Raw genomic sequence first — 13861 nt, 5'->3', positions numbered from 1 at the left:
AGATCAACAGATACCTGTATGCCGCCCGTCGGGGTATAAATCCGAAATGTCGGGCTGGCGAAGCGCCCGACATTTCGCGGCACAGCGCGGCGCCCGTCAGCCCTTGACGGTGAGCAGCGGGCGGAGCTCGGCCACCGGCTCGGCGACGCCCGCTGTGCGGAGGCTGTCGACGACCGGGCGGACCTCCTTGTACGCCCACGGAGCTTCCTGTTTCAGGTCGCGGCGCCAGGCGGTGATGATGTCGCGGCGGGTGGAGACGGCCGGGTCGCGGTGGTTCAGCGGGGTGACCACGCGGAAATCGCGGAGGAACGCGTCGAGCTCGTCGTCGCTGCCCTTCGCGGCGGCGCCGCGCGGGATGCTGCGGCCCGCGCCGTGGCAGGCGCTGGTCAGGGCACGGGCTTCGCCCAGGCCGCGGAGCAGGTAGCTCGGTGCGCCCATGGAGCCGGGGACGATGACCGGCTCGCCCCAGCCGTCGTCGGACAGCCCGGCCGGCGTGGCGCCCTTGCGGTGCAGGACCGTGTCGCCCGAGGGCCACAGCAGGTTGTGCGGGGCGTCGTACACCAGGCGGGCATCCAGGTCACCCACGGCGCCGGCGAGAGCCGTGCGCATCATCTGGCTCAGGAAGTACCGGTTGCCGATCGCGAAGTTCGCGGCGTTGTGGAAGCCGGTGAGGTACCGCTGCCAAGGCTTGTCCAGCAGGATCGGCAGAATGCCGTTCGTGGGCAGGGGCACGCCGGACGGCCAGAGTCTGCGGGCCACGTCGCGGCCCGTGGCGCCGGCCTGGTGGCCCAGGGCGAGCGAGCCGGTGTGCACCATGGTGACGATGCGGCCCGGGGCGAGGCCCCACCCGTAGGCCGTCGGGCCGTCGTGGACAGCCGCGACGTACTGCAGCTCCGCGAAGTGGTTGCCGCCGCCCACGCTGCCGATCAGGGAGTCGTAGCTGGTGCCGCCGCCGCTGGTGACCCAGTCGCGGAAACCGTCGGCGCTGTCGGCCGGGAAGCCGGCGGCGTGCAGGCGGTCGGCCGCGTCCACGGCGTGGCCCGCGAAGCCTTCGCCGAGCAGGCCGGGCAGTCCGAAGCGCAGCAGGCCCTCGCGCTGGGCCGGGGTGAGGCCGATGCGGCGCCCGCCCTCGAAGAAGAGGTGACGCAGGCGGCGCTCGAGGTCGTCCAGGTGCGGGCGGACCTCGTCCACCGTGAGGCTCGTCGCCTCGACGCGCATGCCGCAATTGATGTCGTTGCCCACGGCCTGCGGTACCAGTGCCGCCCGGGTCTGCAGGACGGTGCCGATCGGAATGCCCGCGCCCTTGTGGAAGTCGGGGGTGCAGACCACCCGCTCGATGCGCGCCTCCGGGGACAGGGTCTCCAGCGTGCGCTGAGTCTCCAGGACCGTCAGGAGCTCGTCGAGGGCGGCCGGTTCGATCGGGACGTCGGGGGAGGCGCAGATCTCGACCGGGATGTCGTAGGGATTGGGCAGCGAGGTCCAGGACTCGTCGAGCCGGACGAGACGAGGGTCGATCCGCTTATGCATCGTGCCCCGAGGCTAAGGCCCCGGGGCACGGCGGTGGAACCGAATATCAGACGGTGAGCGTCCAGCTGTCGAGCACACCCGCGCCACCCTTGGCGGTGTCACGGACCCGGATCTTCCAGAGACCGCTGCGGTTGTACTTGCTGAGGTTGACCGTGTACAGGACGTCCAGGTTCGCGGCCCGGTCGCGCTTGTTGGCCGACTTCAGCTTCTTCACCTGACCGTTCGGGGCGATCAGCTCCACTGTCAGGTCGCCGCGCTTGGGGTACGCCACGTGCAGCTCGACCTTCGCCGCCTTCGACGCCTTACCGGCGCAGTTCGCGACGGCCACGGCGGACACCGCGGTGCCGCGGTCGCGCAGGGCGACGTCGGTGGGGTTCGTTGCCACGTTGCACGGCTGGGCCGGGGCGGTGACCGGGGCCGGGGTGACGGCCGGGACCGTCGTCACCGGGCTGCTCTCCGGGGCCTGGTTGACCGGGTTGCCGGCGACGTTCAGCAGGCGGTTCGGCGAGCCGGAGCCGGCGTTGGCCACGAGGCCCTGGTCCGAGCCGGCGACGAGCGCGTCGCGGACCTGCGACGGGCTCGCGGACGGGTTGGCCGCGAGGTAGAGGGCGGCCGCGCCGACGACGTGCGGGGTGGCCATCGAGGTGCCGCTCATGCTCGCGGTACCCGTGTCGGAGGCGTTGCTGCTGCTGAGGATCGACACGCCGGGGGCGAAGATGTCGAGGCACGAGCCCCAGTTGGAGAACGAGGCGCGGGCGTCGGACTGGTCGGTGGCGCCGACCGTGATGGCCTCGGCGGTGCGGGCCGGGGATGTGGCGCAGGCGTCGACGTTGGAGTTGCCGGCGGCGACGCCGTAGGTGATGCCGGCGGCGATCGAGTTGCGGACGGCCTGGTCGACCGAGCCGTCGGCGGCACCGCCCAGGCTCATGTTGACGACCGCCGGCTTCTGGGCGTTGGCGGTGATCCAGTCGATGCCCGCGATGATGCCGGAGTAGCTGCCCGAGCCGTCGCAGTCGAGCACCCGCACGGAGACCAGCTGGACGCCCTTGGCGACGCCGTAGGTGCTGCCGCCGACCGTGCCGGCCACGTGGGTGCCGTGGCCCTGGCAGTCGCTGGCGTCGGTGTCGTTGTCGATGAAGTCGTAGCCCGAGCGGGCCCGGCCGCCGAACTGCGAGTGGGTGAGGCGGACGCCCGTGTCGAGGATGTAGGCGGTCACGTTCGTCGCCGTCGTCGAGTAGTCGTAGGCGCCGTTCAGCGGCAGGTTCGGCTGGTCGATGCGGTCCAGGCCCCACGGCGCGTCGGTCTCGGTGGCCGCCAGCCGCACGGTCCGGTCCTGCTGGACGTAGTCGACGAGCGGGTTGGCGGCCAGGCGCTTCGCGGCCCGCTCGGACAGCTCGGCCGAGAAGCCCTTCAGCGTCCGGCTGAAGGAGCGGCCGACCTTGCCGCCGAACTGCTCGACCAGCCGGCTCGCGTCGGCCGCGGTGCTGGAGGCGGCGACGGAGTCCTTGAACACGACGATGTACCTGTCGCGGATGGTGCCGGCCCCGTTGGCGCCGAGGATGGTGCCCTCGGGCGCGGCGAGCGCGGGCGTGCCGGCGCCGACCAGGCCGGCGGTGGCCGCGGCCGCGATCAGGGTCGTACGGAGGAACGCTCGCATGATGCCGGATCTCCTATCAGAGGCGCCAGTGTGGTGCCGCTCCAGCTTCGGCGGCGGGGGGTGCGGGGCCGGGTCGGTGCATGGTGCCGGCCGGGTGCGGGCAGACTTGGGGCCGTGGAGGACTCGCTCGCGGTATTCGACATCGACGGCGTGGTCGCGGACGTGCGGCACCGGCTGAAGTACCTGGACCGGCGGCCGAAGGACTGGGGGCGCTTCTTCGCCGCCGCCGACCGCGACCCGGTGCTGGCCGAGGGCGTCGAGCTGGCCCGCTCCTACGCCGAGTCGCACGTGCTGGTCTGGCTCACCGGGCGGCCCGAGTATCTGCGCGACGTGACAGCGGCCTGGCTGCGCGCGGCCGACCTGCCGGCCGAGCTGCTGTTCATGCGGCCGGCGCACGAGCGGCGGCCGGCCCGCGACTTCAAGGCCCAGCAGCTGCGCCGGATGGCCCGCGAGTCGGCGATCGAGGTCGTCGTCGACGACGACCCCGAGGTGGTGCAGCGGCTGCGCGAGCTGCGCTACCCGGTCCGGCTGGCCGACTGGGTGCCGCACTCCAAGACCCTGCAGCAGGCCCAGGAGCAGGACGGCCGCACCTAGGCGGCGACGGCGACCTGCTCCTGCTGCAGGAACTCGGCGAGGGCGGGTGCGGGCATCGGGCGGGCGAACAGGAAGCCCTGGGCCAGCGCGCAGTCGAGCGAGCGCAGCACCGCGGCCTGCCCGGGGGTCTCGACGCCCTCGGCGACCGGGGTGAGGTACATGCTGCGGGCCAGCTCCACGACGGCCCGGAACAGGGCCTGGTCCTGGCGCTCCTCGATGCGGTGCACGAAGGCTCGGTCGATCTTGAGCACGTCCAGCGGCAGGGTGCGCAGGTAGGCCAGCGAGGAGTACCCGGTGCCGAAGTCGTCGATGGCGATGCGGATGCCGAACGCGCGCAGGCGGGCCAGCCGCCGGCTCACCTCGGCCGTCTCCTCCAGCGACGCGGTGACCAGGACCGTCTCGGTGATCTCGAGGACCAGCGCGGCGCCGGGCAGGCCGGTGCGCTTGAGCACCGCGAGCACCTCGTCGGCGAAGTGCGGGTTGCGCAGCTGGCGGCCGGAGACGTTCACGGTCACCGAGATGCCGTGCTCGTCGTGCCACGCCTTGGCGTCGGCGCAGGACTGCTCCAGCACCCACGAGCCGAGCTTGCCGATCAGCCCGGTCTCCTCGGCGACGGGGACGAAGACGGCCGGGGACACCGCGATGCCGTCGGGCGTGGTGAACCGCAGCAGCGCCTCGACCGCCGTGACCCGGCCGGTCGGCACGTCGACCACCGGCTGGTAGTGCATGGCGAACCCCACGCCGGCCTCGACCGCGGCCCGCAGCTGATCGGCCAGGACGGTGTGGGCGACGTGGGCCTCGCGCAGTGCGGGGTGGTAGCGCACGGCCCGGTTGCGCCCGGCCTCCTTGGCGGCGTAGAGGGCGATGTCCGCGCTCTGGAGGGCGTCGCCGGTGGTGACGGGGTGCCCGGAGTACACGCCGATGCTGGCGCTGATCCGCTGCTCCCGGCCGGCCACGCGGTAGGGCAGTGCCAGTTCCCGCACGAGCGCGGCGGCGATGTCGTCGAGCTGGTCCGGCGGGCAGATGACGGCGAACTCGTCACCGCCGAGCCGGGCCAGCAGCGAGGCGGCGTCGGCGGTGGCCCGCAGCCGCTCGGCCGCGGTCAGCAGCAGTTCGTCGCCGGCCGGGTGGCCGAGCGTGTCGTTGACGTCCTTGAACCCGTCGAGGTCGATGATGAGCAGCCCGATCTCGCGGTGCGCGTCGAGCTCGCCCTGCAGGCTGGTGCGGAACAGCTCGCGGTTGGCCAGGCCGGTGAGGACGTCGTGCTGGGCCCGGAAGGCGAGCTCCTGCTGCAGGTTGGTGCGGTCCTGCAGGGCCCGGCCGAGGCGCAGCACCATGGAGACCATCAGGGCGCCGGTGAGCACCGCGGGCACCAGCGCGTGCCGCCACGGGTCGACGCCGCGGCGCAGGACCAGGTCGGCCACCAGCAGGCCGGGGCCGAGCAGCGCCAGGGCGATGAAGGCGCCGATCGGGGTACCGTAATCGGCTCCGCTCCTGCGGGCGCGCCGCAGAGCGCCCTCGGCGTCGGGGTGCAGCGCCGCCGCCGCGAACAGCAGGGTCCAGACCAGCCAGCCCACGGCCGAGAAGGAGCTGATGACCGCGGTGCCCCGGCCGGCCACGTACTTGACGATGTAGAACGCGTCCGAGCTCACCATCACGCCGATCGAGGCGAGCAGCAGCAGCGCGACCGGGCTGCGGCGCACGGCCATCGCGAAGCGCAGCAGCAGCGCGATCGTCACCAGGTCGCACACGGCGATCAGGCTCACGCTCCACGCGTGGACCGGCTCGAGGCCGCTGCGGTGCAGCAGCGGGTACAGCACGAATATCCAGTTCAGCTGGGCGATGCCGATCAGGACGATGCCGGTGTCGAGGATCCGCGTGGAGGACCAGGGCCGCAGCCGCTTGGCGACGAGCCAGAGGCCGGCCGCGGTGAGGGGGTAGCAGAGGAAGTACCCGGCCCCGAGCTCCTCCGGCGCGTGGGGCACCAGCGCGAGCAGGTAGGTGCTCGCCGCCGACGCGGCCACGCCGCTGAACATCAGCCACCACCCCGCCCGCGGCTCGGGCCGGCGCCGGATGAGGGCGGCGCCGGCCGCGCCGACGAAGAGGGCCAGCAGTACCAGGTTCAGCGCACCCGTGCTGGCGGGCGCGGTGAGCGCCGCAAGGACGGACAGCGCCGCAGCGGCGCCGAGGAACCACAGCCAGATTCGCACACTCTTATTGACCGGGACGGGCGGTGCAGCCCGGTTGCGCGACGGGGTGCAAGGCGGATCAGCGCTGCCGCAGCGGCCTGCGCCTGCCGATCCGGCAGTCCGTGCGCCTTTTCAACTCGCGAAATTATCGACTCTGGGCCGCCGCCGACCTGGTCTCCGTGACCGGCACGTGGATGAAGGTCCTCGGTGTCAACTGGTTCGTCCTGCAGGCGACCGGCTCGACGACGAGCATGGGCCTCGCGCTCATGCTGCAGACGCTGCCGATCCTGCTCTTCGGCCCGCTCGGCGGCGCGCTCGCCGACCGGCTGCCGGTGCGCCGGGTCCTGCTGGTGACCCAGGCCGCGCACGCGGTGCTGTCCGCCGGGTTCGCGGCCGTGGTGCTGTTCGGCGGGCACCTGTCCTGGCTGTACCTGCTGGCGTTCCTCACCGGCCTGGTGTCGGCGGCCGACGGGCCCGCGCTCGGCCGCTTCGGCGGCATGGTGTCCGGCCCGGCGCTGCTCAGCCAGGCTCTCGCGAACGGCTCGCTGATCAGCTCGACCGGCCGGATCATCGGGATGAGCCTCGGCGGCGTGGTGGCCGCCACGGCCGGCCCGGCGGTGCTGTTCCTGGCCAACGCGGTGAGCTTCGCGGCCGTCATCGCGGCCCTGCTCGCCATGCGCACCTCCTCCCTGCACCAGCTGGCCGCGGCCGCCCCCGCGGAGCGGGGTGCCGTGCGGGCCGGGTTCCGCTACCTCGCGACGCAGCCGACAGTGCTGGTGGTGCTGGGCGTGGCCTTCGTGCTCGGCAGCATCGGCCGCAACTACCAGGTCACTATGGCCGCCATGAGCTTCGGTCCGCTGTCGGGCGGTCCGGCGGGATATGGCGTCCTGTCGACGGTCTTCGCGGCCGGGACCGTCCTCGGTGCGATCGTCGTGGGCCGCTTCCGTGAGCTGCGCCTCCAGCTGCTCGTCGGGGCCGGCGTGGTCGCGAGCGTGCTGCAGATGGTGGCCGGCGCGGCCCCCGGGCTGTGGTCGTTCGCGGCCGTGCTGGTGCCGATCGCGGCGGCCGCGGTGATCGTGGACACCACCGTCTCCACCCGCGTGCAGCTGGACACCCGCGAGGACATGCGGGGCCGGGTGCTCGCGGCGGCCGCCGTGGTCAGCGCGCTCGGTGGGATGGTCGGGGCGCCGGTGCTCGGCGCGCTGTGCGAGGCGATCGGGCCGCGCGAGACGCTCGTGGTCGCCGGGGCGATCGGCGTGCTGGCCTGCTCGGCCGGGGCGGTCCTGCTCCTGCGTCGCTCGGCGGAGGTGCCGGTGCTGGCCGAATGATAGGCATATAGTCGATTTATGAGGTTCCGCCGACTGCTGATTTCGGCGGTACTGCTGATGCTCACACTCGTGGCGGTGGGCGGCACGGCCGCGTGGCACTGGATGGGGCGCACCCGCGAGATCCAGTCCGCGCAGCACCGCCTCTCGCAGGAGCTGGACGCCCGGTGGGCGACCGGTGCACAGCCGGCCGCGGGGCCGGTCGCCCGCCTGCACCTGCCGACGCTCGGCGAGGACCTCGTCGTGCTCGACCACGGGGATCAGCGGGCCGGCCCGGTGCGCATCCCGGGCACCGCGGCGATCGGGACGGCCGGCAACACCGGGATCGCCGGGGAGCGCCGGCCGGGGCTGTTCTGGCGGCTCGACCGGCTCGGCATCGGCGACCCGGTGGTCCTGGAGACCCGCGACACCTGGTTCGTGTACCGGGTGATCGAGGCGACTGTCGTGCGGCCCGACGACGGCGCGGTGCTCGACCCGCCACCGCCGGGCGCCGGTCCGCTGCTGACGCTCGTGACGGGGGAGCCCCGGCTCAGCACCGCCCGCCGACTGGTCCGCCAGGCCACCCTGGTGCGCCGTGACCCGCGCCAGGGCCCGCGCCCGATCGAGCTCGCGTAACCGTGGTTTATACCGTCCGTGGTTGAGCGGTAGCACATTTCCTTTACCGGCTAGTCAGCGTGCCGATGGTCCCAGTGGGCTGCCGTGGACCTTGACCGCGGGGTTCGTCCCAATGCGTGTCGTGTCCCCCGTGTGGGGTCGAAAGGAGCGCCTGGCCGTGAGCGAGTTGGGTGACATTGTCCAGGAGTTCCTCGTGGAGTCCCACGAGAACCTCGATCAGCTGGACCGAGACCTGGTCGCGCTGGAAGCCCAGCCGGGCTCACGCGACCTGCTCTCGTCGATCTTCCGCACGATCCACACCATCAAGGGCACGTCGGGCTTCCTGGCGTTCAACCGCCTGGAGAAGGTGACGCACGTCGGCGAGTCGCTGCTGTCCCGGCTGCGCGACGGTGCCCAGGACATGACCCCGTCCACGACCGACGCGCTGCTGCGGATGGTCGACACGGTCCGCGGCCTGCTCTCGGAGATCGAGGAGAACGGCCAGGAGCTGGCCGGCGACGACTCCGAGGTGGTCGCGGCGGTCAACGCCTGCATCACCGACGACGCCGCCAAGTCCGCTCCGGCCGCCGCCGCACCCGCCGCTCCCGCGGCCGCCCCGGCCGCGGCTCCGGCCCCGGCTCCGGCTCCCGAGCCGGCGGCCGCACCCGCACCCGTTGCGGAGCCGACGGTCGTCGTGGTCGAGCCGCCGGCCGAGGTCGTCGTGGTCGTGGAGTCGCCGGCGCCCGTCGCCGCGGCGCCACCGGCCCCGGTCGCGGCGCCGCCACCGGCCGCACCGCCCGCCGCGGCCGCCGCCCCGCCGACCCCGCCACCGGCCCCGCCGGCCGGTGGGAAGCCGGTGGCGCCCGAGCCGGGCGAGGAGGGCGCGTCGCGCCGCAGCGTTGCCGACCAGTCCATCCGCGTCGACGTCGACCTGCTCGACAAGCTCATGAACCTCGTCGGCGAGCTGGTGCTGACCCGCAACCAGCTGATCCGGGCGATCGGCACCGTCTCCGACCCGGGCATGACCCGCACCGGCCAGCGGCTCAACCTCATCACCTCCGAGCTGCAGGAATCGGTGATGAAGACGCGCATGCAGGCGATCGACCACATCTGGTCGAAGCTGCCGCGAGTCGTGCGCGACCTCTCCTCGACCTTCGGCAAGCAGATCAAGCTGGCCCAGGAGGGCAAGGAGACCGAGCTCGACCGCTCGCTGCTGGAGGCGGTCAAGGACCCGCTGACCCACCTCGTGCGCAACGCCGTCGACCACGGCATCGAGACGCCGGAGGACCGCGTCGCGGCCGGCAAGGCGGCCGAGGGGACCCTGACGCTGCGCGCCTACCACGAGGGCGGCCACGTCATCGTCGAGGTCCGCGACGACGGCTCCGGCATCGACCCCGACAAGATCGCCCGGATCGGCGTGGAGAAGGGCATCGTGTCCCGCGACCAGCTGGCCGCGATGGACAAGCGCGAGATCCTGGCGCTTGTCTTCAAGCCGGGCTTCTCCACCGCCAAGGCGGTCACGAACGTCTCCGGCCGCGGCGTCGGCATGGACGTGGTGAAGACGAACATCGAGCGCATCGGCGGGACCGTCGACGTCGACTCGGTGGTCGGCCAGGGCACCACCTGGCGGCTCACGATCCCGCTGACACTCGCCATCATCCAGGCGCTGACGATCGAGTGCGGGCAGGAGCGGTACGTCATCCCGCAGGTCGCCGTCCACGAGCTGGTCTACCTCGACGGGCAGTCCGGCCGCGTCGTCGAGCACGCGATGGGCGCGCCCGTGTACCGCCTGCGCGGCAAGCTGCTGCCGCTGGTGTACCTCGACGACACGCTCGGCATCCCGCGCGACGGCGAGCACGACACCGACGTCTACGTCGCCGTGCTGCAGGCCGAGGGCAAGCGCTTCGGTCTCGTCGTCGACCGCGTGCTCAACACCGAGGAGGTCGTGGTGAAGCCGCTGACCTCGCGGTTCAAGGACATCGGAGCCTACGCCGGGGCCACCCTGCTCGGTGACGGCCGGGTCGCGCTGATCCTCGACGTCGCCTCGCTGGCCCGCCGGGCCCACCTGGTCGCCAGCGGCGAGCGCGAGAACGCCGACGCGACCACGCGCCGCGGCGGCGGCAACTCCGACCGGCTGCTCATCGCCGGCGTCGGCGACCGGCGCGTGGCCATCCCGCTGGACATGGTCACCCGGCTCGAGGAGTTCCCGGTCGAGCGCATCGAGCGCACCGGCAGCCGCGAGGTGGTGCAGTACCGCGACCAGATCCTGCCCGTGCTGCGGCTGTCGCACCTGCTCGGCGCCTACGAGACGGAGCCCGGGCCGACGGTGCCGGTGGTCGTCTACACCGAGAACGGCCGCTCGGTCGCCCTGGCCGTCGAGAAGATCATCGACATCGTCGAGGAGGGCCTGGACGACTCCAAGCGCGACTTCGGCGACGACGGCCTGCTCGGCTCGGCCGTCATCCAGCAGCGTGTCACCGAGCTGCTGGACGTGCGGCGGGCCATCCTCGCCGCCGACCCGCTGTTCCACACCTCGATGGACCCGTATGAGCAGTACCAGGCCGGGACCGAGGCCGACTACACCTCCTACCAGACCGCCGGAGCCTGACCATGGCCAGCCGTCAGTACGCCACCTTCGAGGTCGCCGACCAGCTCTTCGGCCTCGACGTCGCCAAGGTCCAGGAGGTCCTCTCCTTCGACCAGTACACGCCCGTCCCGCTCGCCCCCGAGTCCGTCGGCGGCCTGTTCAACCTGCGCGGTCAGGTCATCGCCGCCGTGGACCTGCGGGTCCAGCTCGGCCTGCCGCCGCGCACGAAGTCGGCCGAGCCGGCGATGAACGTCATCGTCAAGACCGACGAGGAGTCGGTGTCGCTGCTCGTCGACCGCATCGGCGAGGTCGTGACGCTGCAGGAGGACACGTTCGAGCCGCCGCCGGACACGCTGCAGGGCCGAGCCCGCCAGCTCATCACCGGCGCGTTCAAGCTCGACGGGCGGCTGCTGCTCGCCCTCGACACCCAGAAGGCCGTCAACACCAACCCGCCCGGCACCAACCGCGAGGAATAGGCCCTTCATGAGCAGTACGGAGCGAAGCGTAGTGGCTGGTCATCGTGGGCTCAGGGCGGAGTTCAGGGCGGCGCCGGAGCTTGCGGAGGTGTCGGCATGAGCAGTACGGAGCGAAGCGTAGTGGCTGGTCATCGTGGGCTCAGGGCGGAGTTCAGGGCGGCGCCGGAGCCTGCGGAGGTGTCGGCATGAGCAGTACGGAGCGAAGCGTAGTGGCTGGTCATCATGAGTCCAGGGCGGAGCTCAGGCCGGCGCCGGAGCCTGCGGAGGTGTCGGCATGAGCTGGTTCACCAACCGCAGCGTGCGGGCGAAGGTTTTGACGGCCATCGCGATCGGCGGTGTGATCACCGTGGTGGTCACCTTCCTGGGCCTCAGATCGCTGAGCAACGCCAACAGCACGATGCGGCAGTTCACGGCCAAGAACAAGCAGTTCGTGGCCCTGGCCGACATGCGCCAGTCGATCGGCAACATCGTCGGTGCGCTCAACCCCGACCAGCAGAAGGCGGCCGACGCCGAGCTGGCCGACGCCATCGCCCGCTACCGGCCGGGCGCGTCCTCCAGCGACGTCGCCGACCTCGCCACGATCGAGAGCGCGATAGCGGCCTACCGCGACGTGCGGGACAACAAGGGCGGGCCGGTCATCGTGGCCGGGCGCCTGGACCAGTACATCCAAATCATGCAGGCCGAAGGCCAGCCGCAGCTGAACAAGGCCACCGACGCCATCAGCCGGCTGCAGGACGGTGACATCGCCGACGCCGAGGCGTGGCGGGCCAGCGCGGAGAGCGACTACAACAGCAGCCGCATGCTGATGATCGCAGCGGCCGTGATCGGGCTGGTGGCCGCGTTCGGCATCGGGCTCTGGGTCACCGCGCTCGTGGTCGGGCCGCTGCGGCGGGTCTCCCACGTGCTCGGTGCGGTGGCCGACGGCGACCTGTCGGGCAAGGTCGAGGTGCGCTCCAGCGACGAGGTCGGGGTGATGGCCGCGGCGCTGAACCGGGCCACCGACAGCATGCGCGGCACGGTGCAGACGATGGACCAGACGGCTACGTCGCTGGCCGCCTCGGCCAGCCAGCTCTCCGGGGTCAGTGCGCAGATCGCCTCCGGCACCGGCGAGGTGACCGACCAGGCCGGCGTCGTCGCGCTCGCGGCGGAGGAGGTCTCGCGCAACGTGCAGACCGTCGCCGCCGGCACCGACGAGATGGGCCTGTCGATCCGCGAGATCGCGCAGAACGCCAGCGAGGCGGCGAAGGTCGCGTCGCAGGCGGTCATGGCGGCCGAGTCGACGAACCAGGCGGTCAGCCGGCTGGGGGAGTCGTCGACCGAGATCGGCAACGTGGTCAAGGTGATCACCTCGATCGCCGAGCAGACGAACCTCCTCGCGCTCAACGCCACCATCGAGGCGGCCCGGGCGGGCGAGGCCGGCAAGGGCTTCGCGGTCGTCGCCAACGAGGTCAAGGAGCTCGCGCAGGAGACCGCGCGGGCCACCGAGGACATCTCCCGGCGGGTCGAGGCGATCCAGGCCGATACCACCGGCGCGGTCGCGGCGATCGGCGAGATCGGCCAGATCATCTCGCGGATCAACGACTACCAGCTCACCATCGCCTCGGCGGTGGAGGAGCAGACGGCGACCACCAACGAGATGAACCGCAGCGTGAGCGAGGCGGCGACCGGCTCGGCCGAGATCGCGACGAACGTGTCGACGGTGGCCGCGGCGACCCAGAACACGTCACGCAACGTAGCCGAAGCGCAGCGGGCCGCATCCGATCTGTCCCGCATGTCGAGCGAGATGCGCACGCTCGTGGCCCGGTTCAAGATCTGACGGCCGGGTCGGTGGACACTCCGGGGATGACGCTCAGTCACTAGGCTGGCGTCGTCCCCGGTCCGTTTGGCGGACAGACCGGGGTGCAGCTGCGTTGCAGACTAGTTGCATGTACAGCCTGGTTAGCGCCCCCGTTCTCGGCTTCGACCTCTCTCGTCTGCAGGGTGGATCGGCCGCAGCCGATGTACTGCTCCGCAGCCTCACTCTTACGCAGAGTGACCTTCCGGCCATCGCCGCGGCCCGCCCCGCCGACGACTGGGACCGCGTGGACCTCTGGCGCGACGTCGACGCCGCCGCCCAGGAGCGCCGGGCGTCCGTCGCCGACGCCGGGACGCTCACCGTCATCGAGCGCGCGCCGCTCGGGACCCTCGACGGGCTGCTGCACTGCCTGCGCTACGACGTGCTCGACTGGACCTGGGGCAAGCGCCCGGCGCCGTCGGCCACCATGCCGGCCCCGCAGGCCCGCACCCCGCGCCAGCGGCAGAGCCCGGTCGCCAGCAAGGCCACCGGCGTGCTCTCCGACGCCGCCGCGGCCGCCTACCTGCGCGAGCTGCTCTCCGACGACTCCCGCCGCCGGCTCTCGGCGCCGTGGACCTCGGCCGCGCGGGCCCTGCCCGAGCGCGAGCACGACCTGGGCCCGCAGGGCGAGGACGTGCAGAAGCTGCTGACCCGGGTCGGCTCCTTGAACGCGGCCGAGATGCAGAGCCTCAACAAGGTCACCGACACCGCCCGCCCGGGCCTGTCCGACTGGGCGCCGGCCGTGCACTCCGCGTCCTGGGCCGTGTTCCTGTCCGGCCGGGTCCGCGCCGGCGCCGCCGCCCAGCTCCTGCTGGTGCAGGCGCTCGACCGCTCGGGCGTGCCGGTGGCCGACCGGGCCGGCGGGGTGTGGAACCTGCTCAGCGGAGCCGTCCAGGCGCTGATGGTGCGCGACCTGCTCGACTCGGCCACCGCGCGGCGCCTGCTGGACCCGTACTTCACCGCCCTGGGGCCCCTCGCGGCCTAGAAACACGCTCGTTGGCCGCCGCTGTCCGGAATGCTCCGGACAGCGGCGGTTCTTTTGGGAATTTCCTTATCCCTGCCCGATCCGACGCCGATT

At 72.3% G+C, this 13861-nt stretch carries 10 protein-coding genes; 7 read left to right on the top strand and 3 right to left on the bottom strand.

From position 1 onward, the window contains the following. Window positions 1-96: 96 nt before the first annotated feature. On the bottom strand, window positions 97-1527 hold the full coding sequence (locus Dvina_RS47285; protein WP_223098258.1) for an RtcB family protein: 1431 nt from the start codon (window positions 1525-1527) through the stop codon (window positions 97-99). Window positions 1528-1573: 46 nt separating this feature from the next. Then, complete coding sequence (locus tag Dvina_RS47280) at window positions 1574-3184, bottom strand: S8 family peptidase (RefSeq protein ID WP_223098256.1); 1611 nt, start codon at window positions 3182-3184, stop codon at window positions 1574-1576. 114 nt (window positions 3185-3298) lie between these two features. Between Dvina_RS47280 and Dvina_RS47275 the strand changes: the two genes are divergently transcribed. Next, window positions 3299-3778, top strand: coding sequence for a phosphatase domain-containing protein (locus Dvina_RS47275; RefSeq protein ID WP_223098255.1), 480 nt, complete (start codon window positions 3299-3301; stop codon window positions 3776-3778). Here Dvina_RS47275 and Dvina_RS47270 read toward each other — a convergent pair. Next, complete coding sequence (locus tag Dvina_RS47270) at window positions 3775-5988, bottom strand: putative bifunctional diguanylate cyclase/phosphodiesterase (protein WP_223098254.1); 2214 nt, start codon at window positions 5986-5988, stop codon at window positions 3775-3777. The two genes, Dvina_RS47275 and Dvina_RS47270, sit on opposite strands and share 4 nt — an antisense overlap. Window positions 5989-6146: 158 nt before the next feature. Between Dvina_RS47270 and Dvina_RS47265 the strand changes: the two genes are divergently transcribed. The 6 genes from Dvina_RS47265 to Dvina_RS47240 all read left to right on the top strand — a co-directional run bounded on the left by Dvina_RS47265 (window position 6147) and on the right by Dvina_RS47240 (window position 13768). Next, a complete protein-coding gene (locus Dvina_RS47265) occupies window positions 6147-7295 on the top strand; it encodes an MFS transporter (protein ID WP_246655785.1) in 1149 nt (382 codons plus the stop codon). Between the two features lie 18 nt (window positions 7296-7313). After that, the gene (locus Dvina_RS47260; protein ID WP_223098253.1) at window positions 7314-7907 is read left to right on the top strand and encodes a sortase domain-containing protein; all 594 of its coding nucleotides are present in this window, start codon (window positions 7314-7316) and stop codon (window positions 7905-7907) included. A 157-nt stretch (window positions 7908-8064) separates the two neighbouring features. Continuing rightward, window positions 8065-10494 carry a chemotaxis protein CheW gene (locus Dvina_RS47255; protein WP_223098252.1) on the top strand — a complete coding sequence of 810 codons (2430 nt, stop codon included), beginning with the start codon at window positions 8065-8067 and terminating at the stop codon, window positions 10492-10494. Between the two features lie 2 nt (window positions 10495-10496). Then, entirely contained in the window at window positions 10497-10949 is a 453-nt protein-coding gene (locus tag Dvina_RS47250) for a chemotaxis protein CheW (RefSeq protein WP_223098251.1), read from the top strand. A gap of 274 nt (window positions 10950-11223) precedes the next feature. Continuing rightward, window positions 11224-12765: a methyl-accepting chemotaxis protein gene (locus Dvina_RS47245; RefSeq protein ID WP_223098249.1), complete on the top strand. Its 1542-nt coding sequence runs from the start codon at window positions 11224-11226 to the stop codon at window positions 12763-12765. Between the two features lie 109 nt (window positions 12766-12874). Beyond that, entirely contained in the window at window positions 12875-13768 is an 894-nt protein-coding gene (locus Dvina_RS47240) for a hypothetical protein (protein WP_223098247.1), read from the top strand. Window positions 13769-13861 lie beyond the last annotated feature (93 nt).

The organism is Dactylosporangium vinaceum (genome assembly GCF_019904175.1).
GTDB lineage: Bacteria > Actinomycetota > Actinomycetes > Mycobacteriales > Micromonosporaceae > Dactylosporangium > Dactylosporangium vinaceum.
The sequence above is the reverse complement of the archived record's forward strand: the minus strand, read 5'-3'. Positions and strand labels throughout refer to the sequence as shown.

What these genes read in the sequence shown, in the direction of transcription:
- Dvina_RS47285 (WP_223098258.1), bottom strand. Translation starts at nt 1,527, where the DNA reads ATGCATAAGCGGATCGACCCTCGTCTCGTCCGGCTCGACGAGTCCTGG.
- Dvina_RS47280 (WP_223098256.1), bottom strand. Translation starts at nt 3,184, where the DNA reads ATGCGAGCGTTCCTCCGTACGACCCTGATCGCGGCCGCGGCCACCGCC.
- Dvina_RS47260 (WP_223098253.1), top strand. Translation starts at nt 7,314, where the DNA reads ATGAGGTTCCGCCGACTGCTGATTTCGGCGGTACTGCTGATGCTCACA.
- Dvina_RS47250 (WP_223098251.1), top strand. Translation starts at nt 10,497, where the DNA reads ATGGCCAGCCGTCAGTACGCCACCTTCGAGGTCGCCGACCAGCTCTTC.
- Dvina_RS47245 (WP_223098249.1), top strand. Translation starts at nt 11,224, where the DNA reads ATGAGCTGGTTCACCAACCGCAGCGTGCGGGCGAAGGTTTTGACGGCC.
- Dvina_RS47240 (WP_223098247.1), top strand. Translation starts at nt 12,875, where the DNA reads ATGTACAGCCTGGTTAGCGCCCCCGTTCTCGGCTTCGACCTCTCTCGT.